We start from the raw sequence: 18,864 nt of genomic DNA, 5'->3' as shown, positions 1-18,864 counted from the left end.
GCTCAGCCGGCCTGCTCGTTGCCCCAAGCGGAGACGGCGCTGGCAGCCTCCGCAACTTGCCGAGGTAGTTCGGCGGGGCGGTCGCCCTTGGCCGGTGTGATCTCCATGAGCGCCTCGCGCAGTTCCGCCGCAACCTGATCAACGATCAACGCCAGGGCGCGATGCGCCTGCGCCGGTTCCATCCCGGCGACAACGCCGCGGACCTGTGCCGGCTCCCGCGGCAACAGTGCGAGGATGTCGCGCATTGTGCCCGTCCTGACGCGCTTCTGCAGCCAGGGCTCCAGCCCGTAAGCCGCGAACCCGCGTGCCGCACTCACCAGTGTTTCGATATGCTGTTCGACGGTGAGCTGGCCGATATCGCGGCCGCCGGCGGCATCCCGGACCCGCCGGCGCACCCGGTTGCTCCAGGCGGCTTGCAGGTGAGACACTGCGATTTCGTGCGGGGTGCGCAGCGGGGCTGACAGGAGACGCTGGGCAATGGCCCGGGCGGCCGCGACTGCACGGCGGCGCTTGTCGACCCGGGCCATCGCCACGATCTCGGAAAACCAGTGCTCCAGCTCGGCCGCGCCGCTGTTGTACCACGCCGTTTCGTCGACGATCTCGCCTTCGGGTGACAGGGCGCGCAGAGCCTGGGTCAGCGAGATCATCACGAAACCGTGGAACAGGTTGGCCGCCTCGGAGCGGATGCGTTCGGCGATCTTCTCACGGTCCTGCGGGTTGGGCACGGCATCCAGATGGGTGACGACCAGAAGGCTGCGCTTGCGCACGCTCTCGGGGATGGTGCGCCACTGGCTGACTTCGCTGCGTTTCCATGCCTGGCTGGCGACCGTGCACCACACCGCGCCATGCACGTAGGAATTGGCCGCCCGTTTCGGCGGCAGTCCGCCCAGCGATGGGTCCGACACGCCGACGGTGTCGATGATCTCGTAGTTCCGGAGCCTGGGGAAGGGCACGCCGATCTCAGTCAGGGCCGGGCGCGCGATGAGCTTTTGAAAGGCCGCGGTGGTGAGCCGGTGTCTGCCCCCTTCCGCGCCGATGGCATACAGCTCCGGCTGGTCCGCGTAGCGCAGCAGCGTGGAGCCGCGGTCGCTGGTGACCACGCTCGTGGGCAGCGCCTTGCGGCCGATCAGGATGTTGGTCAGCGAGGTTTTCCCGGAGTTGAATTCGCCAAAGATGCCGACACGGGGCGGGCGGCCCAGGCTGGTCTCGATACGCTGCAGACCTCGGATCGCGGAGGCGACGCGCGGTATCTGAGATGCCTGCTCGAAGACAGCGCGCGTCTCGCGCAGCCGCTGGGCCAGGTCGTCCATCATGGCCTCTTGGTCCTGGGCCATATCCTGCATTGCGGGCGTCCCTGCCTATGAGCTCCTCAGCGCCTCTCGGCAGCGCTCATCAAGCGCCGCCGCGCGCTCCGCCAGCGCAGCCATGCGCTCGGCGCGCGCCTGCGCTTCTTCGAGCGCGGCATTGGCCTCATCCGCGCTGGCCCCGCCTTGAACCAGCTTCGCCACGATCTCCAGGGTCTCGTGCACGATGGTGCGATAGCGCCGGGTGACGCTGGCGGCATGGCTGCTTAGGGCCTTCTTGGCCAGTTCGCTCAACTCCCGGGCGACGGTGAGGAAATCACGCTCCAGTCCGGTGCGGAGCGCTTTGACGGCCTGGCGCGGATCGTCACTCTGGCTCTGCCAGACGAAACGCCGCGGCTCATCCAGGTCGACCGCAATCGCCTGAGCAAGCGGTGAGAGCGACGGCCGTGCCGCAGGTGCGGGCAGCGGGCCGGCGGTCATCGCGCCGTCAAGACCGGGCGCCGAGCCGGAAAACATCTCGTCGATCTCTTTGAGGTTGTCGCGCTCGAAGGCCTGCATGGCTGAGGCCACCTCGTCGAAAGCGGCGATGAACTCGCGCGCCAGCTTGTGGCGGATGCCGATGGTATCAAGCCTCGGCGCGTCGAGCTTCTCGCCGGCGCGCAGCTTGTCCTCCAACGCGGACTGCTCCGCGTCGGCGAGCCGGGTCACGGCCGCGTTCAGGCGGTCCGAGATCTTGCGTGTGCCTTCTGCGGCCAGCGCGGCATAGTCTCGCTCGAAGGTCCTGAAGCGCTCGGCGAGTTCCTTTGCGGCGGTCTCGAAGGCGGCCTTCCGCTGCTTTCGGTCCTCGCGGCGCTGTGCCTCGTCCTGTTTGGCGCGCGCCTCGATACGCTCGGCTTCATGGCGGCTGAGCAGCGCGTAGTTGTGGGTGAGCGCCGAAACGATCCCGGCGACGCTAGCGATCCTCTGCGCGGCGCGCGATCGGGCCATGAGGCGGGCGAGTTCAGCGTTGATTTCGCTGAGGCCGGAGACGTCGGTGAGGAGTTTTGCTAGCTCGCTCTCCGCAGCCTGTTCTGTCTCGGCGACCTGGCGCAGCGTCTCGCGCTCGGCAAAGCCGCGCGATGCCGCGTAGTCCATAAACGCGTCGTCCAGCGTGCCGTCGCGATGGGCGCCCGTAGGCGTGACCGAACGCAGCCCCCAGGCCGCGCTGCCGGGGATGACAGGAATGTCGTCGGTCGAGAATTCCTTGCGCAGAATTGTGCGCACTCGCTCAAGAACGGTCTGGTAGTTCTCGGCCGCGTTCTCCAGCATGTCGAGGCGGTTGAGGAAGATCAACGCGCGGCCCGCGTCCACCCCCTGGAGCAGCCGCAACAGGTTCAGGTCGGTATTGGACAGCGGCTGCTGCGCCGTCACCACGACGATGTAGACATCCGCCGTTTCCAGGTTCTGCAGCGTGATCTCGTCGCGCACCAGGAACGGATCGTTCGTGCCGGGCGTATCGATGACGACCGTTGGAAAGCCAAACGGGTTGTCCTGAAAATAGAGGTCGGCGCTCTTGGTGATATCCGCGAAATGCGCGTTGCTTTCGTCGATCGCGCTGTCGGTCACCGGGCGATCCTCACCAGCGGTGACGTAACGTTCCAGCACACCCGGCGTGACCGAGGAAAACAGGTGATGCTTGCCAAGCATCTGCGGGAAGCTGTCGCCGAGCCGGCGCTTGGCGCGCTGCTCGAACTGCGAGAGTTGTTTATGAATCTCCTCGCTGTCGAGGTTCGGGGCGAGGCTGGTCGCCATCTCGCGCATCCGGCCGCCGCCGATCATGTGGCGCCATTCTTCCTCGGTGAAGAATTCGAAATAGGCGCCTTCCTGCGCGCCGGGCTCGCCGAAATGGATTTTGGTCACGACCGCCGTCCACGGGTTGACGTCGGTCGGAAGCATGGTTGGTCGCCCGGCGAGCGCGTTGATGAAGCTGCTCTTGCCTGCCTTGACCTGGCCAATGACAGCGACGCGGCAGACCTGTTCGCGCAGTTCGCCCACGAGTGACTGCGCCATCGCCGCCAGCGGCCCTTCGAGATCGGCGCCCAGCGCGCTGGCACAGTCCTGCAGCTCGTCAACCATGCGCTGGAGCACGCTGCCAGGGCCGATTTCGCTATGGTGTGTGCCGGATTCGCTTGTCGGGTCTGTTGGTGTCGTGTCCGCTGTCATTGCTTGCTTTGCCGGAAAGCCTTGAGGGCCCGGAGCGCATTTCTGCGCGTCAACTCACGCGGCGTAGTTACAACGTCAAGGCGCGAAGTTGAATGGGCTTCGTTCTTGTTCGGGTTGCAAAGTGCCTTGTCGGCAAAGATTGCGCAAGGGCGGGCTTGGGCGCATTGGGTGAACGCGGCCGAGCGCCACAACATATCGATCTTCGCGCGCCGATCGCGGCTTCACCGCCATCAGAAACGGCAATCACATCGTCAGACGGATCAGCTTTCGACGTCGGACGCGCCCGCATAGTCGCTCCACGCGCTGAGCGTCGCCGCCCATTTCAAGGGCGAACAGCGCAGTAGAGCGATGTGATTCGCGTCGCTGGCAATGCTCCAGATCCAGTCGTGCGGGGGCCTCGTCGCGTAGGCGAGTTGGGGCGTGCCGGCATCGGATGCCGCATCGCGCCAGGCGGCAAGCAGGCGCGCTGTCTTGGTCACCTCGGCGTATTGCGCCAGACCACGCGCATCTGCGGGCGCCTCGACGATCCAGCCGTCCTGGGAGAGCAGCCAAGCCTCGTCCATCTTCGCCCGGACGGTGTCGAAGAAGGCACGAACCGGCCCGCGCCCTGCCTGCATGGCCTGCTCGCGAGCGGCTTCATAGAGATCCATCACGGAGAAAGAGGCCGCAGCCCAGGCCTCCTCCAGCGGGGCGGCATTGATGCGATAGCGCGGCTCGCCCTCGGCGCAGAACCGCAGGAGCGCGCGGGCCGCACAGGCGCAAAGGGCAGCCTGATGATCCCGCAAGGTCTCGTCATGGCGGATCACCCCTCGGGCGCGGCGGCGAAGCAGTTTGTGAGCGGCCGGTGCGGCAGTCGCCAGCGTGTCGTCGATAAAGAAATGGTTGCCGGCGCGGACACCGAGTTGGAGACGTTGGCTGGCCAGATCGAGACCGACGGCGGTGTCGTCGGTCTTCAGCTCGACATGGCGCGGCAGGACCGTGCGCTGCACCAGCATCAGCAGCGACAGAAGGCGCTCGGACGGGCGCGCATCGGGCAGGGTCTTTTCCGTATCAGCCTGCGCTGCAATTCCGCCGGTCGCGCTCATGCCTGCCATTCTCCCGTGAAAGCCGCGTCAGAGCCGGCGCAACGCCTCTTCGAAGCTGGCCTTGACTGCGCGTGCCCGCGCGATGGTCAAACCGACATCCCCGGCGCGACCTGTCAGAAACACAACCGCGTAGTGCGGTCGCGTTATAGGGCGCAGGAACACGTAGCACCGATGCGGTTCCAGCAGGACGACCTCATCACCGCCCTCCGCACTGGTCGCTGCATCCCGCCACAGACGGTTGAGCGCATCCTGTCGCGCGTCTGCGAACACGCGTGCCGCCGCGCCTGCGAGATCCGCCGCATCTCCGGCGGATTCTTCGCTGGTTTGGCTTGCGAGAATGTCGCCTGAACGCAGGTCCGCGCAAACTGCGGCCTTGGTGTCGGGGATCTGCCGGCAGCTTTCGGCTAGCGTCTCGGCGAGGACAGGATGGGTCATAAAGCGCGGTCCGTTCTCTGCTTCCGTTTGGGGATTGCAACATTGTTCGCAACGCCCGCCTGCGCCCTCTTGCAAGCTGCGGCCCTTGCGGTACATAAACAATTACCGCTTTCTACTGGCTCAGCCGGAACATCACAATCCCCGCAGTCGGCGCCTTGCCGCCGCGCTGCGTGCCTCGCGAGCGCATCGCTGGCGGCGCAGACGGGACACCAGCGATTTGCCGCTCATCATTGATTTTTTGGCTTGACGCTACGGATTCCGGTGACTAGCTTACCAGCGATTTGATGGCCAGGCGGTAGCCGACGTGCTTATGTGCGTCCTCGCCGAAGTGTTCGGCTAAACGCTGGCGAAAATAAGCTGAGTAGAATTCGGTCATGATCGCACGTCCAGGATGGGCGGCGATCCTCTGTGTTTTTGGCGCTCAGCATGCCGCGGCATCGCTGCAGGTGTGTTTTGCGCCTTTCGCGGACTCTGCTCCATAAACAGTGGACGATTGGTGGAATGCCTACGGTTCAACAGCTTATTCGCAAGCCGCGTCAGGCGCCGGTGAAGCGCAACAAGGTGCCCGCGCTGGAGGCCTGCCCCCAGAAGCGCGGGGTTTGCACGCGCGTCTACACGACGACGCCAAAGAAGCCGAACTCGGCGCTGCGCAAGGTGGCGCGCGTCCGGTTGACCAACGGCTACGAGGTGACGAGCTACATCCCGGGCGAGGGGCATAACCTGCAGGAGCACTCGGTGGTGATGATCCGTGGCGGCCGCGTGAAGGACCTGCCGGGCGTGCGCTACCATACGATCCGGGGTGCATTGGATACGCAGGGTGTCTCGAAGCGCCGGCAGCGCCGGTCGAAGTATGGCGCCAAGCGGCCGAAGTAAACGGGAAGGTTCAGGGTTCATCCATCTTTTCGTCGGCGGATAGGCGACCGCGCTTTGCGCAGAACGGTTTCAGCGAATGCCGGGTGGACTGCCAAAGGGGCAGGTGACGCGCCGCCGATCGGGATTAACGGAACAGACGCAACGGAAGAGTTGGAGCTGTCGATAGATGTCTCGCCGTCACAGAGCGGAAAAACGCGAGGTCACGCCGGACGCCCGGTATGGTGATGTAGTGCTCGCGAAGCTGATGAACATTCTGATGTATGACGGCAAGAAGTCGGTGGCCGAGCGCATCGTCTACGGGGCGCTGGATCGCTGCGCGGACCGCGCGAAGCGTGACCCTGTCCAGCTCTTTCACGAGGCGCTGGACAACGTGAAGCCGGCCATCGAAGTCCGTTCGCGCCGCGTGGGTGGCGCAACCTATCAGGTGCCGGTGGAGGTGCGCCCCGAGCGCCGGCAGGCGCTGGCGATCCGCTGGCTGATCACGGCCGCGCGGGGACGCAACGAGAACACCATGGAGGAGCGCCTGTCGGGCGAACTGCTGGACGCCGCGAACAACCGCGGCGCGGCAGTCAAGAAACGCGAAGACACGCATCGCATGGCCGAGGCCAACCGGGCGTTCTCGCATTACCGTTGGTAATAGATTTTTGGGATATACGGGGCCGCTGAACGATGGCACGCGAAACACCGCTACAGAATTACCGCAATATCGGCATCATGGCCCATATTGACGCCGGTAAGACGACGACAACAGAGCGCATCCTCTACTACACCGGCAAGAGCCACAAGATCGGCGAGGTGCATGACGGCGCCGCCGTAATGGACTGGATGGAGCAGGAGCAGGAGCGCGGTATCACGATCACGTCCGCTGCGACGACCACCTTCTGGGTGCTGCGCGACATGGACGGCAACGAGATCGGTCCGCGTCACCGCGTGAACATCATCGACACGCCGGGTCACGTCGACTTCACCATCGAGGTCGAGCGTTCTCTGCGCGTGCTTGACGGCTCGATTGCGCTGCTGGACGCCAATGCCGGCGTCGAGCCGCAGACCGAGACGGTCTGGCGCCAGGCCGACAAGTACGAAGTGCCGCGCATGATCTTCGTCAACAAGATGGACAAGCTTGGCGCGGACTTTTATCGCTGCATCGATATGATCAAGGACCGCCTGGGCGCGAAGCCGCTGGTGCTTCAGCTGCCGATCGGCGCGGAAAGCGACTTCGAGGGTGTCGTCGACCTGATCCGGATGAAGGCGATCATCTGGGAGGCCGAAACGCTTGGCGCGAAGTTCCACGAGGCCGAGATCCCGGCCGATCTAGTTGATCGTGCAAAGGCGTATCGCGACGAGCTGATCGAGACGGCTGTGGAGGCCGACGAAGCGGCCATGGAGGCCTATCTCGAAGGCGAGGAGCCGGACGAGGATCAGCTTCACGAGTTGATCCGCAAGGGCACCTGCAACGTCGACTTCTTCCCGATCATGTGCGGCTCGGCCTTCAAGAACAAGGGCGTGCAGCCGCTGCTCGATGCGGTCATCCGCTATCTGCCGTCGCCGCTCGACGTGAAGCCGATCAAGGGCATTGATGTGAAGTCCGGCAACGAGATCGTCCGCAAGGCGGACGACAGCGAACCGCTGTCGATGCTGGCGTTCAAGGTCATGAACGATCCCTATGTCGGCTCGCTGACCTTCTGCCGTATCTACTCGGGCACGCTCGACCAGGGCACGCAGGTCCTCAATACGGTGAAAGAGAAGCGCGAGCGCGTCGGCCGCATGTTGCTGATGCACTCCAACAGCCGCGAGGACATCAAACAGGCCTGCGCGGGCGACATCGTTGCGATCGCGAGCCTGAAGGACGTCACCACGGGTGACACGCTGTGCGATCCGTCCTCTCCGGTGATCCTGGAGCGAATGGAGTTCCCGGAGCCGGTGATCGAAGTTGCTGTTGAGCCGAAGAGTAAAGCCGACCAGGAGAAACTCGGCGTGGCGCTCAACCGCCTGGCCCAGGAAGATCCGTCCTTCCGCGTTATGACGGACACCGAATCCGGACAGACGATCATCAAGGGCATGGGCGAGTTGCACCTGGACATCATCGTTGACCGTCTGAAGCGCGAGTTCAAGGTCGACGCCAATGTGGGCGCGCCGCAAGTCGCCTACCGCGAAAGCATCACGCAGCGTGCCGAGGTGGACTACACCCACAAGAAGCAGACCGGTGGTTCGGGCCAGTTCGCGCGCGTGAAGATGACAGTGGAACCGGGCGAGCCGGGCTCCGGCTTCGAGTTCGAGAGCACGGTCGTCGGTGGCAACGTGCCGAAGGAATACATCCCGGGGGTGGAGAAGGGCGTCGAGAGTGTCCTGAGCACCGGCATCATCGCCGGTTTCCCGATGCTGGACGTGAAAGTCACGCTCACCGACGGTGCGTACCACGAGGTCGACTCCAGCGTCATGGCCTTCGAGATCGCCGGGCGTGCGGCGTTCCGCGAGGCGGCACAGAAAGCAAAGCCGAAGCTGCTTGAGCCGGTGATGAAGGTCGAGGTTGTGACGCCGGAGGAATATGTCGGCAGCATCATCGGCGATCTGACCAGCCGCCGTGGTCAGGTGCTTGGCCAGGAAATGCGCGGGAACGCAACTGTGGTGAACGCCACGGTACCGCTGGCCAACATGTTCGGCTATGTCAACACGCTCCGCTCCATGAGCCAGGGGCGGGCGCAGTACACGATGCAATTTGACCACTACGCCCAAGTTCCGCAGGCCGTGGCGGACGAGGTGCAGGCGAAGTTCGGTTAATTGCCAACACTGTGAAGCAGAGGAAGAGACGGAGAGCCAGATGGCCAAAGCAAAGTTCGAGCGCTCCAAGCCCCATGTGAACATTGGGACCATTGGACACGTCGACCATGGTAAGACGACGCTGACCGCGGCGATTACGAAGTATTTCGGCGACTTCCAGGCCTATGACAAGATCGACGGCGCGCCGGAAGAAAAGGCCCGCGGCATCACGATCTCCACGGCGCATGTCGAATACGAGACCGATAACCGCCACTATGCCCACGTCGACTGCCCCGGCCACGCGGACTACGTGAAGAACATGATCACGGGCGCCGCACAGATGGACGGCGCGATCCTTGTGGTGAGCGCGGCCGATGGCCCGATGCCCCAGACGCGTGAGCACATCCTGCTGGCGCGCCAGGTCGGTGTCCCGGCGCTGGTGGTGTTCCTGAACAAGGTGGACCAGGTCGACGACCCTGAGCTTCTGGATCTGGTCGAGATGGAAGTGCGTGAGCTTCTGTCCGAGTACGAGTTCGACGGTGACAATATTCCGATCGTTGCCGGCAGCGCGCTCGCTGCGATGGAAGGGAATAACCCCGAGATCGGCGAGAACAAGATCCGTGAACTGCTGGAGGCGATCGACGACTACATCCCGACACCGGAGCGCCCGAAAGACCAGCCGTTCCTGATGCCGATCGAGGACGTCTTCTCCATTTCCGGCCGCGGTACAGTTGTGACGGGCCGTGTCGAGCGCGGGGTGATCAAGGTTGGCGACGAGGTCGAGATCGTCGGCATCAAGGACACCCGCAAGACCACGGTCACGGGCGTGGAGATGTTCCGCAAGCTGCTCGACCAGGGCGAGGCAGGCGACAACATCGGCGCGCTCATCCGCGGCGTGGCGCGCGACGAAGTGGAGCGCGGCCAGGTGCTGTGCAAGCCGGGCTCGGTGACGCCGCACACAAAGTTCAAGGCTGAGGCTTACATCCTCACCAAGGAGGAGGGCGGCCGCCACACGCCGTTCTTCACCAACTATCGCCCTCAGTTTTACTTCCGCACGACGGACGTGACCGGCGTGGTCACGCTGCCGCCGGACAAGGAAATGGTGATGCCGGGCGACAACGTGGAGATGGAAGTCCAGCTCATCGTGCCGATCGCGATGGAAGAAAAGCTGCGCTTCGCCATCCGTGAGGGTGGCCGCACCGTGGGTGCCGGCGTCGTCGCCGACATCATCGAGTAGCGCAGCCAGTGTGAACGACAAGAGCGCCCCGAGTTGCGGGGGCGCTCTTATTTTTGGGGTAAGCCGCCATGCAGGGCCAGAATATCCGCATCCGCTTGAAGGCGTTCGATCACAGAATTCTCGATACGTCGACGCGCGAGATCGTCAACACAGCACGCCGCACTGGCGCGGATGTTCGCGGGCCGATCCCGCTTCCGACGCGGATCGAGAAATTCACCGTGAACCGCTCGCCGCACGTCAACAAGAAAAGCCGCGAGCAGTTCGAGATGCGGACGCACAAGCGGCTGATCGATATCGTCGACCCGACGCCGCAGACGGTGGACGCGCTGATGAAGCTCGATCTGGCCGCTGGTGTGGATGTGGAGATCAAGCTCTAACAGGCGGCTTCCCGACAACGCGCTACGTCGCGGCTAGCCCCTCGCCGGGCGGAAGAGAGGATTGGACCCATGCGCTCAGGTGTGATCGCGCAGAAAGTGGGAATGACACGGATCTTCGATGACAGCGGCGCGCATGTGCCGGTGACGGTGCTTCGTCTGGACAAGTGCCAGGTGGTCGCCCAGCGCGTGAGCGACAAGAACGGTTATTGCGCTCTGCAGCTTGGCGCTGGCAAGGCGAAGGTGAAGAACGTCACCCGCGCCGAACGCGGGCATTTCGCTGTCGCCAGTGTGGAACCCAAGCGCAAGGTTGCCGAGTTCCGCGTCAGCCCAGAGAACCTGATCGACGTCGGGGCGGAAATCACGGCCGATCATTTCGTAGAGGGCCAGTATGTCGATGCGACCGGGATCAGCATCGGCAAGGGCTTCGCCGGCGCCATGAAGCGGCACAATTTCCGCGGCCTGGAGGCGACCCACGGCGTTTCCGTCTCGCACCGCGCGCATGGCTCTACCGGCCAGATGCAGGACCCGGGCAAGGTCTTCAAGGGCAAGAAGATGGCCGGCCACCTGGGCAACGAGCGCGTCACGACGCAGAACCTGCGGGTCGTCAAGGTCGATGCGGGGCGCGGTCTGATCATGGTCTGCGGTGCGGTCCCCGGCGCGAAAGGCGGCTGGGTGATGCTCCGCGACGCGGTGAAGAAGGAACTGCCAAAGGATGCACCGACGCCGGGCGCCTTCCGCATGCCGGGCGGGGAAACCGGCGGCGAGACCCCGCAGCCCGAGGCGAGTGAGGGATAAGCCATGAAGGTGGACGTCAAAACGCTTGATGCGAAGAAAGCTGGCTCGGTCGAGCTGGACGACAGCATCTTCGGGCTGGAGCCGCGCGCAGACATCCTTCATCGGATGGTGCGCTACCAGCTTGCCAAGCGGCAGGCCGGCACGCACAGCGCCAAGGGCCGCAGCGAGGTTGCCGGCACGGGTGCAAAGATGTACCGGCAGAAGGGCACGGGCCGTGCCCGCCATGGCGACAAGAAGGCGCCGCAATTCCGCGGCGGCGGGAAGGCGTTCGGGCCGAAGCCGCGCAGCCATGCGATCGACCTGCCGAAGAAGATCCGTGCACTCGCGATGCGCCATGCGCTGTCGTCGAAGGCGCGCGCGGAGGCGCTGATGGTGCTCGACCGCGCGGAAGTGGAAGCGCCGAAGACGAAGGAGCTTCATACCAAGCTGGAGAAGCTCGGCCTTGCGAACGCCCTGATCGTCGCCGGCCAGGACGTGCAGGACGAGTTCGCCAAGGCAGCCCGAAACATTCCGAACATCGACGTGCTGCCGGTTCAGGGGTTGAACGTCTATGACATCTTGCGCCGGGATAACCTGGTGCTGACCAAGGACGCGATCGCGGCGCTGGAGGCGCGGTTCAAATGAGGGAAGAAGAGCTTTACGACATCATCGTTGCCCCGGTGATTACCGAGAAATCGACCCTGGCGTCAGAAAACAACCAGGTCGTGTTCAAGGTGGCTCCGTACGCCACGAAACCGCAGATCAAGGAGGCGGTCGAGCGCCTGTTCAATGTCAAGGTCGAGTCCGTGAACACCCTGAACCGCAAGGGCAAGCTCAAGCGGTTTCGGGGAATCCAGGGGCGGCAGAACAGTATCAAGAAGGCGATCGTCACGCTGCAGGAAGGCAGCAGCATCGACGTCACCACCGGGCTGTAACGCCCTAGCAGGGACGAAGAGTCATGGCTTTGAAGAAATACAACCCGACCTCGCCCGGGCGCCGTGAGTTGATCCTGGTGGACCGCAGCCAGCTCTGGCGCGGCAAGCCGGTGAAGCAGCTCACGGAAGGCCTGACCAAGAAGGCCGGACGCAACAACAACGGGCGGATCACCGCGCGCCGGCGCGGCGGCGGGCACAAGCGCGCTTATCGCGTCGTCGATTTCAAGCGGCGCAAGGTGGATGTCCCCGCCACCGTCGAGCGGCTTGAATATGATCCGAACCGCACGGCGTTCATCGCGCTGATCCGCTATGAGGATGGCGAGCAGTCCTACATCATTGCGCCGCAGCGCCTGGGCGTTGGCGACACGGTGGTCTCCGCCGATAAGGCCGATATCAAGCCGGGCAACGCGATGCCGTTGGCGAACATGCCGATCGGCACGATCGTGCACAATGTCGAGATGAAGCCGGAGAAGGGCGCCCAGCTCGCGCGTGCCGCGGGCACTTATGCGCAGCTTGTCGGGCGCGACGCGGGGTACGCGATCCTCAAGTTGAAATCCGGCGAAACCCGCATGGTGCACGGCGCCTGCCGGGCGACCGTAGGCGCGGTGTCGAACCCGGACAATGTCAACGAGCAGCTCGGCAAGGCGGGCCGCAAACGCTGGCTCGGCAAGCGCCCGGCTGTCCGCGGCGTGGCCATGAACCCGGTGGACCACCCGCTCGGCGGCGGCGAGGGGCGCAGTTCCGGTGGCCGTCACCCGGTGACCCCGTGGGGCAAGCCGACCAAGGGCAAGCGCACGCGCTCCAACAAGGAGACCGACCGTTACATTCTGCGCAGCCGGCACATGAAGAAGAAGCGCTAGGAATAGGGCATGGCACGTTCAGTCTGGAAAGGTCCGTTTGTCGACAGCTACCTGCTGAAGAAGGCGGAAGCGGCGCGCGAGAAGGGATCGAGCGCGGTTATCAAGATCTGGAGCCGGCGTTCGACGATCCTGCCGCAGTTCGTTGGGCTGACCTTCGGCGTCTACAACGGCCAGAAGCATATACCGGTCCTCGTCACCGAGGACATGGTCGGCCACAAGTTCGGCGAATTCGCCCCCACGCGCACGTATTACGGGCACAACGTGGATAAGAAGGCGAGAAGGAGATAAGGCCATGGGCAAGCCCAAGAGCGAGCGGCGGCTGGCCGAGAACGAGGCGATGGCGGTGACGCGCAATCTGCGCATCAGCCCGCAGAAGCTGAACCTCGTGGCAGAGTCCATCCGGGGCAAGCCGGTGGAGACGGCGCTGGCCGACCTGACCTTTTCGCGGAAACGCATCGCGGCGGACGTGAAAAAGACGCTGGAGTCTGCGGTCGCGAATGCGGAGAACAATCATGACCTCGACGTCGACCAGCTCGTGGTCAAGGAAGCCTATGTGGGCAAGGGCCTGGTGATGAAACGCTGGCGTCCGCGGGCCCGGGGTCGCATCGGCCGGATCATGAAGCCGTTCTCGCGCCTGACCGTCGTCGTGAAGGAAGCCGAGGAGCAAGCATAATGGGACAGAAGATCAATCCGATCGGCTTCCGGGTGGGCATTAACCGCACCTGGGATTCGCGCTGGTATGCCGATGACGCCGAATACGGCCAGTTGCTTCTGGAAGACATGGAGCTGCGCAAGCACATTCTGAAGAATCAGCGCCAGGCCGGCATCTCCAAGGTCGTGATCGAGCGGCCGCACAAGAAGTGCCGCGTGACCGTGCATGCCGCGCGGCCCGGCATTCTTATCGGCAAGAAGGGCGCAGACATCGAAAAGCTCCGTAACGAGCTCTCCCGGCTTACGGACTCGGAGGTGTTCCTGAACATCGTGGAGATCCGCAAGCCGGAGATTGACGCGACGCTGGTCGCCGAGGGCATTGCGCAGCAGCTGGAGCGCCGCGTGGCCTTCCGCCGGGCAATGAAGCGCGCCGTACAGTCGGCAATGCGCCTGGGCGCTGAGGGCATCCGCATCAATTGCGCCGGGCGCCTCGGCGGCGCGGAGATCGCGCGCACGGAATGGTATCGCGAGGGGCGGGTGCCGCTGCACACGCTGCGTGCGAACATCGACTACGGCCAGGCGGAGGCGCGCACAGCTTACGGCGTGATCGGCATCAAGGTCTGGATCTTCAAGGGCGAGATCATGGAGCACGACCCGATGGCGCAGGAGCGTCTGGCGACGGCCTCCCAAGAAGCTGGCGGCGGACGCGAGCGTCGCCGATAACAGGAATATGAGGGCGCGCCGGCGCCTGACGGAGATCGATTGAGGCAACAATGCTGCAACCGAAGAAGACAAAATTCCGCAAGGCGCAGAAGGGCCGGCTCAAGGGGCAGGCCAAAGGTGGCTACACGCTGAACTTCGGTTCCTACGGGCTGAAGGCAATGGAGCCGGAGCGCGTCACGGCGCGCCAGATCGAGGCGGCCCGCCGCGCCATGACGCGCAAGATGAAGCGTGTTGGACGCGTCTGGATCCGCGTGTTCCCGGACCTGCCGGTTTCGCAGAAGCCGACCGAGGTGCGCATGGGCAAGGGCAAGGGCGCGCCGGAGTATTGGGCTGCACGCGTGCTGCCTGGGCGGATCATGTTCGAGATCGACGGCGTGCCGGACGACCTTGCGCGCGAGGCGCTGCGCCTCGCCGCGGCAAAGCTGCCGATCAAGACGCGGATCGTGGCGCGGTTCGGCGGCGAGTCCTGATTTGCGGATCCACTGCCAAAGGAACGCGCAGGCGAAGGGAAAGAAACGATGAAGGCGCACGAAATTCGCGATCTGACTCTGGATCAGCTGGACGACGAGTTGATCAAGCTGAAGAAGGAGCAGTTCAATCTGCGGTTTCAGGCGGCGACGGGGCAACTGGAAAACACCGCGCGCGCGCGTCAGGTCCGGCGCGACATTGCGCGGATCAAGACGATCCAGCGCGAGAAGCGCGCCGCCGCCAGTGCGGCCGAGACCGCTCAGACAAGCTGAATGAGGTGAACGGGTCATGCCCAAACGGATCCTGCAAGGCACGGTGGTTTCCGCCAAGAACGACAAGACGGTGGTGGTCCGCGTCGAGCGCCGCTTCACCCACCCGCTTCTGAAGAAGGTGGTCCGGCGGTCCAAGAAGTTTCACGCCCACGACGAGAGCAACGCGCTGCGCGAGGGCGATAAGGTGCGCATCCAGGAATGCGCGCCGGTTTCGAAGAAGAAGAAATGGATGGTGTTGAGCGGCGATCAGCCTGCGTCCTGATCCGGACGCGGCGCGCGATCCCTGTTCGCGGTCACCGCGGGTATGGAGTCGAACAATGATACAAATGCAAAGCAAGCTCGATGTGGCTGACAACTCCGGCGCGCGGCAGGTGCAGTGCATCAAGGTGCTGGGCGGCTCGAAGCGCAAATATGCCAAGCTGGGTGATGTGATCGCCGTCAGCGTGAAGGACGCGCTGCCTCGCGGCCGCGTGAAGAAGGGGCAGGTTGCGAAGGCCGTGATCGTGCGGACATCCTTCCCGGTGAAGCGCCCGGACGGCAGCATCATCCGGTTTGATCGCAACGCGGCCGTGCTGGTGAACAACAACCGCGAGCCGATCGGCACGCGCATTTTCGGCCCGGTGCCGCGCGAACTGCGTGCGCGCCGGCACATGAAGATCATCTCGCTCGCACCGGAGGTGCTCTAATGCGCAAGTTTCGCAAGGGCGACCGCGTGATTGTCCTGACCGGACGCGACAAGGGCAAGCGCGGTGAAATCCTGAAGATGATCCCGAAGGAGAACCGGGCGATCGTTCAGGGCGTCAACCAGGTGAAGCGCCACCAGCGGCAGACCGCGCAGCAGGAAGGCGGCATCGTGGTGAAGGAAGCGTCGATCGACGTGTCGAACTTGGCGATCGAGGACCCCAAGGACGGCTCACCGAGCCGTGTGGGTTTCCGCATTCTGGATGACGGCCGCAAGGTGCGCTTCGCCAAGCGTTCGGGAGAGATTATCGATGACTGAGGTCGCAGAAGCTACGTATGTGCCGCGGCTGAAGCGTCAGTATGATGACGCTATCCGCCAGGCGCTGATCGACGAGTTCCAGTACCGCAACGTCATGCAGGTCCCGCGGCTAGACAAGATTGTCATCAACATGGGCATCGGAGAAGCGGTCAACGACCGCAAGAAGGTTGAAATGGCCGCGCGCGACCTCGCGCTGATCTCGGGGCAGAAGCCCGTCTATACGCGCGCCCGCAAGTCGATTGCTGGCTTCAAGGTGCGCGAGGGTATGCCGATTGGCGTCAAGGTCACACTGCGCCGCCAGCGCATGTACGAGTTCCTCGACAGGCTCATCACCATCGCGCTACCGCGCCAGAAGGACTTTCGCGGGCTCAGCCCGAAGAGCTTTGACGGTCGCGGCAACTACTCGATGGGTCTGAAGGAGCATATCGTGTTCCCGGAGATCGACTACGACAAGGTCGAGCAGATCCTGGGAATGGACATCATCATCTGCACGACTGCCGAGAACGATGACGAGGCGCGGTCGCTGCTGAAAAAGTTCAACTTTCCGTTTCGGGGCTGAGCTAAGCAAGGCGGCAGCCCGGGCAAGAGGAGGAGTCGATGGCCAAGAAGGCAATGGTCGAGCGCAACAAGAAGCGCCGCCGGATGGCCGAAAAGTACGCGGCGAAGCGCGCGGAGCTGAAGGCGATGGCCGAGGACACGAACCGTCCGCCGGAGGAGCGCTTCCAGGCGCGCCTGAAGTTGGCCAAGCTGCCGCGCAATTCTTCGAAGGTACGCATCCGCAATCGCTGCGAGTTGACGGGCCGGCCGCGCGGCTACTATCGCAAGCTGCGGCTCTCGCGCGTGATGCTGCGTGAACTGGCGTCCCAGGGCCAGGTCCCGGGCATGACCAAGTCGAGCTGGTAAAGGACAAGAACGGCGATGGCAATGAACGACCCGCTTGGTGACATGCTGACACGCATCCGCAACGCGCAGATGCGCAAGCGGAACAAGGTTTCGACCCCGGCATCAAAACTGCGCGAGCGCGTGCTGGAAGTGCTGGCCGAAGAAGGTTATATCCGCGGTTTCGCGCGGGTGGATTTCGGCGGCGGCAAATCGGAAATCGAGATCGAGCTCAAATATTTCGACGGCCAGCCCGTGATCCGCGAAATCAAGCGCGTGTCCAAGCCGGGCCGGCGGGTCTACTCCTCGGTGAAGGATTTGCCGACGGTGCGCAACGGGCTGGGCGTGTCGATCCTGTCGACGCCGAAGGGCGTCATGTCCGACAGCCGCGCGCGCCAGGAGAATGTCGGCGGCGAGGTGCTGTGCAACATCTTCTAGGGCGCGACCGGGCAGCGCGCAGATAAGGGAGCGGGACAAATGTCACGCATTGGCAAGAGACCAATTCCGGTGCCGGACAATGTGACGGCGACGATTGACGGTCAGCACGTTTCGGTGAAGGGACCGAAAGGCGAACTGGCGGCAACCCTGGTCGAGGACGTGCTGGTCAAGCTTGAAGACGGCCAGATCGAAGTGCAGCCGCGCAACGAGAGCAAGCGTGCGCGCTCGATGTGGGGCATGTCCCGGACGATCGTGAACAACCTGGTCACCGGCGTGACCGAGGGCTTCACACGAAAGCTCGAGATCAACGGCGTCGGCTATCGCGCGCAGATGACTGGCAAGAGCATCCAGCTGCAGCTCGGCCTCAGCCATGACGTGATCCGCGAGGTGCCGGAAGGGCTGGAAGTAAAGTGTCCGAAGCCGACAGAAATCGAAATCTCGGGCATCGAGAAGCAGCGCGTCGGCCAGTTCGCTGCGGAGTTGCGCGGTCTGCGTCCGCCAGAGCCTTACAAGGGCAAGGGCATCAAGTACGCCGAAGAGCGCATCATCCGCAAAGAAGGCAAGAAGAAGTAAGGAAGGGTCGCGGTCATGGCGGGTCCGATTTCCAGGTTCAACCGGCGCAAAATGCGCGTACGCCGCGCGCTCCGGAAGCGCGCTTCGGGACGCCCGCGCCTGTCGGTGTTCCGTTCGTCGAAGCACATCTACGCGCAGGTCATCGACGACACGAAGGGCCACACGCTGGTGGCCGCGTCGAGTCTCGATCCGGCTGTGCGTGGACAAATCGACAAGGGCGGCAATGTCGAAGCAGCCGCAGCGGTTGGCAAGCTGCTGGCCGAGCGTGCGAAGGACGCCGGTGTGGTCGATGTCTTCTTCGATCGCGGCGGTTATCTGTTTCATGGGCGCGTCAAGGCGCTGGCCGACGCGGCGCGCGAAGGCGGCCTGAATTTCTAGGGATTGAATGGGCTCCACGGAGCCGAAGAGACGAGAAAAGGGGTTTGACCGTTGGCACGAGGACCGCGCGAACGCGAAGAACGCGACAGTGAATTTGTCGACAAGCTCGTCGCCATTAACCGAGTGGCGAAGGTGGTAAAAGGCGGCCGGCGCTTTGGCTTCGCCGCACTTGTCGTGGTGGGCGACCAGAAGGGCCGAGTCGGCTTCGGTCATGGCAAGGCCAAGGAGGTGCCCGAGGCCATCCGCAAGGCGACGGAGTCGGCCAAGCGCGGCCTGATCAAGGTGCCGCTGCGCGAAGGCCGGACGCTGCATCACGATGTTTCCGGGCGCCATGGCGCGGGCCGCGTGCTGCTCCGCGCTGCACCGGCGGGTACAGGCATCATCGCCGGCGGCCCGATGCGCGCAGTGTTCGAGACGCTGGGCATCCAGGATGTAGTCGCCAAGTCCCTGGGAACCTCGAACCCCTACAACATGATCCTGGCGACCTTCGACGCGCTGCAGCAGGAGAACAGCCCCCGCATGGTTGCGGCGCGGCGCGGGAAGAAGGTCAGCGAGATCGTGGCGCGCCGGCGCGATGCCTCTGGCGAGAAGGCAGCGGCCGCCGGCGAGGCGTGATCCGGGCGCAAAGTGAGATCGGAGAGAA

At 64.0% G+C, this 18,864-nt stretch carries 27 protein-coding genes; 23 read left to right on the top strand and 4 right to left on the bottom strand.

Going from position 1 to position 18,864, the window contains the following annotated elements; genetic code table 11:
• Nucleotides 1-2: 2 nt before the first annotated feature.
• The 4 genes from BXY53_RS08195 to BXY53_RS08180 form a co-directional block, all read right to left on the bottom strand.
• Nucleotides 3-1,343 (bottom strand): P-loop NTPase family protein, encoded by a 1,341-nt coding sequence (locus BXY53_RS08195; RefSeq protein ID WP_119061344.1) that lies wholly within the window; start codon nt 1,341-1,343, stop codon nt 3-5.
• A 15-nt stretch (nt 1,344-1,358) separates the two neighbouring features.
• Nucleotides 1,359-3,506 carry a dynamin family protein gene (locus tag BXY53_RS08190; RefSeq protein WP_119061343.1) on the bottom strand — a complete coding sequence of 716 codons (2,148 nt, stop codon included), beginning with the start codon at nt 3,504-3,506 and terminating at the stop codon, nt 1,359-1,361.
• 260 nt (nt 3,507-3,766) lie between these two features.
• Entirely contained in the window at nt 3,767-4,591 is an 825-nt protein-coding gene (locus BXY53_RS08185) for a hypothetical protein (RefSeq protein ID WP_119061342.1), read from the bottom strand.
• A gap of 27 nt (nt 4,592-4,618) precedes the next feature.
• Nucleotides 4,619-5,026, bottom strand: a complete 408-nt coding sequence (locus BXY53_RS08180; protein WP_119061341.1) for a hypothetical protein — start codon at nt 5,024-5,026, stop codon at nt 4,619-4,621.
• 501 nt (nt 5,027-5,527) lie between these two features.
• On the opposite strand from BXY53_RS08180, the gene rpsL reads away from it, so the two are divergent.
• The 23 genes from rpsL (at nt 5,528) to rpsE (ending at nt 18,836) form a co-directional block, all read left to right on the top strand.
• A complete protein-coding gene (rpsL, locus tag BXY53_RS08175) occupies nt 5,528-5,899 on the top strand; it encodes a 30S ribosomal protein S12 (protein WP_119061340.1) in 372 nt (123 codons plus the stop codon).
• Nucleotides 5,900-6,065: 166 nt separating this feature from the next.
• Nucleotides 6,066-6,536, top strand: a complete 471-nt coding sequence (rpsG, locus tag BXY53_RS08170) for a 30S ribosomal protein S7 (RefSeq protein ID WP_119061339.1) — start codon at nt 6,066-6,068, stop codon at nt 6,534-6,536.
• A gap of 32 nt (nt 6,537-6,568) precedes the next feature.
• Entirely contained in the window at nt 6,569-8,677 is a 2,109-nt protein-coding gene (fusA, locus tag BXY53_RS08165) for an elongation factor G (protein WP_119061338.1), read from the top strand.
• Nucleotides 8,678-8,717: 40 nt separating this feature from the next.
• Nucleotides 8,718-9,893: an elongation factor Tu gene (gene tuf / locus BXY53_RS08160; RefSeq protein ID WP_119061337.1), complete on the top strand. Its 1,176-nt coding sequence runs from the start codon at nt 8,718-8,720 to the stop codon at nt 9,891-9,893.
• Between the two features lie 68 nt (nt 9,894-9,961).
• A complete protein-coding gene (rpsJ, locus tag BXY53_RS08155) occupies nt 9,962-10,270 on the top strand; it encodes a 30S ribosomal protein S10 (protein WP_119061336.1) in 309 nt (102 codons plus the stop codon).
• A gap of 69 nt (nt 10,271-10,339) precedes the next feature.
• Nucleotides 10,340-11,065: a 50S ribosomal protein L3 gene (gene rplC / locus BXY53_RS08150; RefSeq protein WP_119061335.1), complete on the top strand. Its 726-nt coding sequence runs from the start codon at nt 10,340-10,342 to the stop codon at nt 11,063-11,065.
• A 3-nt stretch (nt 11,066-11,068) separates the two neighbouring features.
• Nucleotides 11,069-11,689, top strand: coding sequence for a 50S ribosomal protein L4 (gene rplD / locus BXY53_RS08145; RefSeq protein WP_119061334.1), 621 nt, complete (start codon nt 11,069-11,071; stop codon nt 11,687-11,689).
• On the top strand, nt 11,686-11,979 hold the full coding sequence (locus BXY53_RS08140; protein WP_119061333.1) for a 50S ribosomal protein L23: 294 nt from the start codon (nt 11,686-11,688) through the stop codon (nt 11,977-11,979). The genes rplD and BXY53_RS08140 overlap by 4 nt, the downstream gene beginning before the upstream one ends.
• 23 nt (nt 11,980-12,002) lie before the next feature.
• Nucleotides 12,003-12,839 (top strand): 50S ribosomal protein L2, encoded by an 837-nt coding sequence (gene rplB / locus BXY53_RS08135; RefSeq protein WP_119061332.1) that lies wholly within the window; start codon nt 12,003-12,005, stop codon nt 12,837-12,839.
• A gap of 9 nt (nt 12,840-12,848) precedes the next feature.
• A complete protein-coding gene (rpsS, locus tag BXY53_RS08130; protein ID WP_119061331.1) occupies nt 12,849-13,127 on the top strand; it encodes a 30S ribosomal protein S19 in 279 nt (92 codons plus the stop codon).
• 4 nt (nt 13,128-13,131) lie between these two features.
• Nucleotides 13,132-13,512, top strand: coding sequence for a 50S ribosomal protein L22 (gene rplV, locus BXY53_RS08125; protein ID WP_119061330.1), 381 nt, complete (start codon nt 13,132-13,134; stop codon nt 13,510-13,512).
• Nucleotides 13,512-14,213: a 30S ribosomal protein S3 gene (gene rpsC / locus BXY53_RS08120; RefSeq protein WP_119061329.1), complete on the top strand. Its 702-nt coding sequence runs from the start codon at nt 13,512-13,514 to the stop codon at nt 14,211-14,213. The genes rplV and rpsC overlap by 1 nt, the downstream gene beginning before the upstream one ends.
• Before the next feature lie 50 nt (nt 14,214-14,263).
• Complete coding sequence (gene rplP / locus BXY53_RS08115; RefSeq protein WP_119061328.1) at nt 14,264-14,683, top strand: 50S ribosomal protein L16; 420 nt, start codon at nt 14,264-14,266, stop codon at nt 14,681-14,683.
• Nucleotides 14,684-14,731: 48 nt separating this feature from the next.
• Entirely contained in the window at nt 14,732-14,953 is a 222-nt protein-coding gene (rpmC, locus tag BXY53_RS08110) for a 50S ribosomal protein L29 (protein WP_119061327.1), read from the top strand.
• A 16-nt stretch (nt 14,954-14,969) separates the two neighbouring features.
• The gene (gene rpsQ / locus BXY53_RS08105; RefSeq protein WP_119061326.1) at nt 14,970-15,215 is read left to right on the top strand and encodes a 30S ribosomal protein S17; all 246 of its coding nucleotides are present in this window, start codon (nt 14,970-14,972) and stop codon (nt 15,213-15,215) included.
• A 55-nt stretch (nt 15,216-15,270) separates the two neighbouring features.
• Nucleotides 15,271-15,639 carry a 50S ribosomal protein L14 gene (rplN, locus tag BXY53_RS08100; protein ID WP_119061325.1) on the top strand — a complete coding sequence of 123 codons (369 nt, stop codon included), beginning with the start codon at nt 15,271-15,273 and terminating at the stop codon, nt 15,637-15,639.
• Nucleotides 15,639-15,953, top strand: coding sequence for a 50S ribosomal protein L24 (gene rplX, locus BXY53_RS08095; RefSeq protein WP_119061324.1), 315 nt, complete (start codon nt 15,639-15,641; stop codon nt 15,951-15,953). Before rplN ends, rplX begins: the two co-directional genes overlap by 1 nt.
• Nucleotides 15,946-16,512 carry a 50S ribosomal protein L5 gene (gene rplE, locus BXY53_RS08090; protein ID WP_119061323.1) on the top strand — a complete coding sequence of 189 codons (567 nt, stop codon included), beginning with the start codon at nt 15,946-15,948 and terminating at the stop codon, nt 16,510-16,512. Before rplX ends, rplE begins: the two co-directional genes overlap by 8 nt.
• Before the next feature lie 38 nt (nt 16,513-16,550).
• Nucleotides 16,551-16,856, top strand: a complete 306-nt coding sequence (rpsN, locus tag BXY53_RS08085; RefSeq protein WP_119061322.1) for a 30S ribosomal protein S14 — start codon at nt 16,551-16,553, stop codon at nt 16,854-16,856.
• A gap of 15 nt (nt 16,857-16,871) precedes the next feature.
• Nucleotides 16,872-17,270, top strand: a complete 399-nt coding sequence (gene rpsH, locus BXY53_RS08080) for a 30S ribosomal protein S8 (RefSeq protein WP_119061321.1) — start codon at nt 16,872-16,874, stop codon at nt 17,268-17,270.
• A 39-nt stretch (nt 17,271-17,309) separates the two neighbouring features.
• Nucleotides 17,310-17,843, top strand: a complete 534-nt coding sequence (rplF, locus tag BXY53_RS08075; protein ID WP_119061320.1) for a 50S ribosomal protein L6 — start codon at nt 17,310-17,312, stop codon at nt 17,841-17,843.
• Nucleotides 17,844-17,858: 15 nt separating this feature from the next.
• Nucleotides 17,859-18,221, top strand: a complete 363-nt coding sequence (gene rplR / locus BXY53_RS08070; protein WP_119061319.1) for a 50S ribosomal protein L18 — start codon at nt 17,859-17,861, stop codon at nt 18,219-18,221.
• A 51-nt stretch (nt 18,222-18,272) separates the two neighbouring features.
• The gene (gene rpsE / locus BXY53_RS08065) at nt 18,273-18,836 is read left to right on the top strand and encodes a 30S ribosomal protein S5 (RefSeq protein WP_119061318.1); all 564 of its coding nucleotides are present in this window, start codon (nt 18,273-18,275) and stop codon (nt 18,834-18,836) included.
• Nucleotides 18,837-18,864: the final 28 nt, after the last annotated feature.

The sequence above is a fragment of the Dichotomicrobium thermohalophilum genome (genome assembly GCF_003550175.1).
In the GTDB taxonomy this organism is placed as follows: Bacteria; Pseudomonadota; Alphaproteobacteria; order Rhizobiales; family Rhodomicrobiaceae; genus Dichotomicrobium; species Dichotomicrobium thermohalophilum.
This window is presented reverse-complemented; position numbering and strand designations above follow the sequence as displayed.

Excerpts from the sequence above, each read along its gene's own strand:
- rpsS (WP_119061331.1), top strand. The coding sequence starts at position 12,849 with ATGGCACGTTCAGTCTGGAAAGGTCCGTTTGTCGACAGCTACCTGCTG.
- rplE (WP_119061323.1), top strand. The coding sequence starts at position 15,946 with ATGACTGAGGTCGCAGAAGCTACGTATGTGCCGCGGCTGAAGCGTCAG.
- rplV (WP_119061330.1), top strand. The coding sequence starts at position 13,132 with ATGGGCAAGCCCAAGAGCGAGCGGCGGCTGGCCGAGAACGAGGCGATG.
- rpsH (WP_119061321.1), top strand. The coding sequence starts at position 16,872 with ATGGCAATGAACGACCCGCTTGGTGACATGCTGACACGCATCCGCAAC.
- BXY53_RS08185 (WP_119061342.1), bottom strand. The coding sequence starts at position 4,591 with ATGAGCGCGACCGGCGGAATTGCAGCGCAGGCTGATACGGAAAAGACC.
- tuf (WP_119061337.1), top strand. The coding sequence starts at position 8,718 with ATGGCCAAAGCAAAGTTCGAGCGCTCCAAGCCCCATGTGAACATTGGG.
- fusA (WP_119061338.1), top strand. The coding sequence starts at position 6,569 with ATGGCACGCGAAACACCGCTACAGAATTACCGCAATATCGGCATCATG.
- rplD (WP_119061334.1), top strand. The coding sequence starts at position 11,069 with ATGAAGGTGGACGTCAAAACGCTTGATGCGAAGAAAGCTGGCTCGGTC.
- rpsG (WP_119061339.1), top strand. The coding sequence starts at position 6,066 with ATGTCTCGCCGTCACAGAGCGGAAAAACGCGAGGTCACGCCGGACGCC.
- BXY53_RS08140 (WP_119061333.1), top strand. The coding sequence starts at position 11,686 with ATGAGGGAAGAAGAGCTTTACGACATCATCGTTGCCCCGGTGATTACC.
- rplN (WP_119061325.1), top strand. The coding sequence starts at position 15,271 with ATGATACAAATGCAAAGCAAGCTCGATGTGGCTGACAACTCCGGCGCG.
- rplF (WP_119061320.1), top strand. The coding sequence starts at position 17,310 with ATGTCACGCATTGGCAAGAGACCAATTCCGGTGCCGGACAATGTGACG.
- rplX (WP_119061324.1), top strand. The coding sequence starts at position 15,639 with ATGCGCAAGTTTCGCAAGGGCGACCGCGTGATTGTCCTGACCGGACGC.
- BXY53_RS08180 (WP_119061341.1), bottom strand. The coding sequence starts at position 5,026 with ATGACCCATCCTGTCCTCGCCGAGACGCTAGCCGAAAGCTGCCGGCAG.
- rplR (WP_119061319.1), top strand. The coding sequence starts at position 17,859 with ATGGCGGGTCCGATTTCCAGGTTCAACCGGCGCAAAATGCGCGTACGC.
- rpmC (WP_119061327.1), top strand. The coding sequence starts at position 14,732 with ATGAAGGCGCACGAAATTCGCGATCTGACTCTGGATCAGCTGGACGAC.
- BXY53_RS08190 (WP_119061343.1), bottom strand. The coding sequence starts at position 3,506 with ATGACAGCGGACACGACACCAACAGACCCGACAAGCGAATCCGGCACA.
- BXY53_RS08195 (WP_119061344.1), bottom strand. The coding sequence starts at position 1,343 with ATGCAGGATATGGCCCAGGACCAAGAGGCCATGATGGACGACCTGGCC.
- rpsQ (WP_119061326.1), top strand. The coding sequence starts at position 14,970 with ATGCCCAAACGGATCCTGCAAGGCACGGTGGTTTCCGCCAAGAACGAC.
- rpsL (WP_119061340.1), top strand. The coding sequence starts at position 5,528 with ATGCCTACGGTTCAACAGCTTATTCGCAAGCCGCGTCAGGCGCCGGTG.
- rpsN (WP_119061322.1), top strand. The coding sequence starts at position 16,551 with ATGGCCAAGAAGGCAATGGTCGAGCGCAACAAGAAGCGCCGCCGGATG.
- rpsJ (WP_119061336.1), top strand. The coding sequence starts at position 9,962 with ATGCAGGGCCAGAATATCCGCATCCGCTTGAAGGCGTTCGATCACAGA.
- rplP (WP_119061328.1), top strand. The coding sequence starts at position 14,264 with ATGCTGCAACCGAAGAAGACAAAATTCCGCAAGGCGCAGAAGGGCCGG.
- rpsC (WP_119061329.1), top strand. The coding sequence starts at position 13,512 with ATGGGACAGAAGATCAATCCGATCGGCTTCCGGGTGGGCATTAACCGC.
- rplB (WP_119061332.1), top strand. The coding sequence starts at position 12,003 with ATGGCTTTGAAGAAATACAACCCGACCTCGCCCGGGCGCCGTGAGTTG.
- rplC (WP_119061335.1), top strand. The coding sequence starts at position 10,340 with ATGCGCTCAGGTGTGATCGCGCAGAAAGTGGGAATGACACGGATCTTC.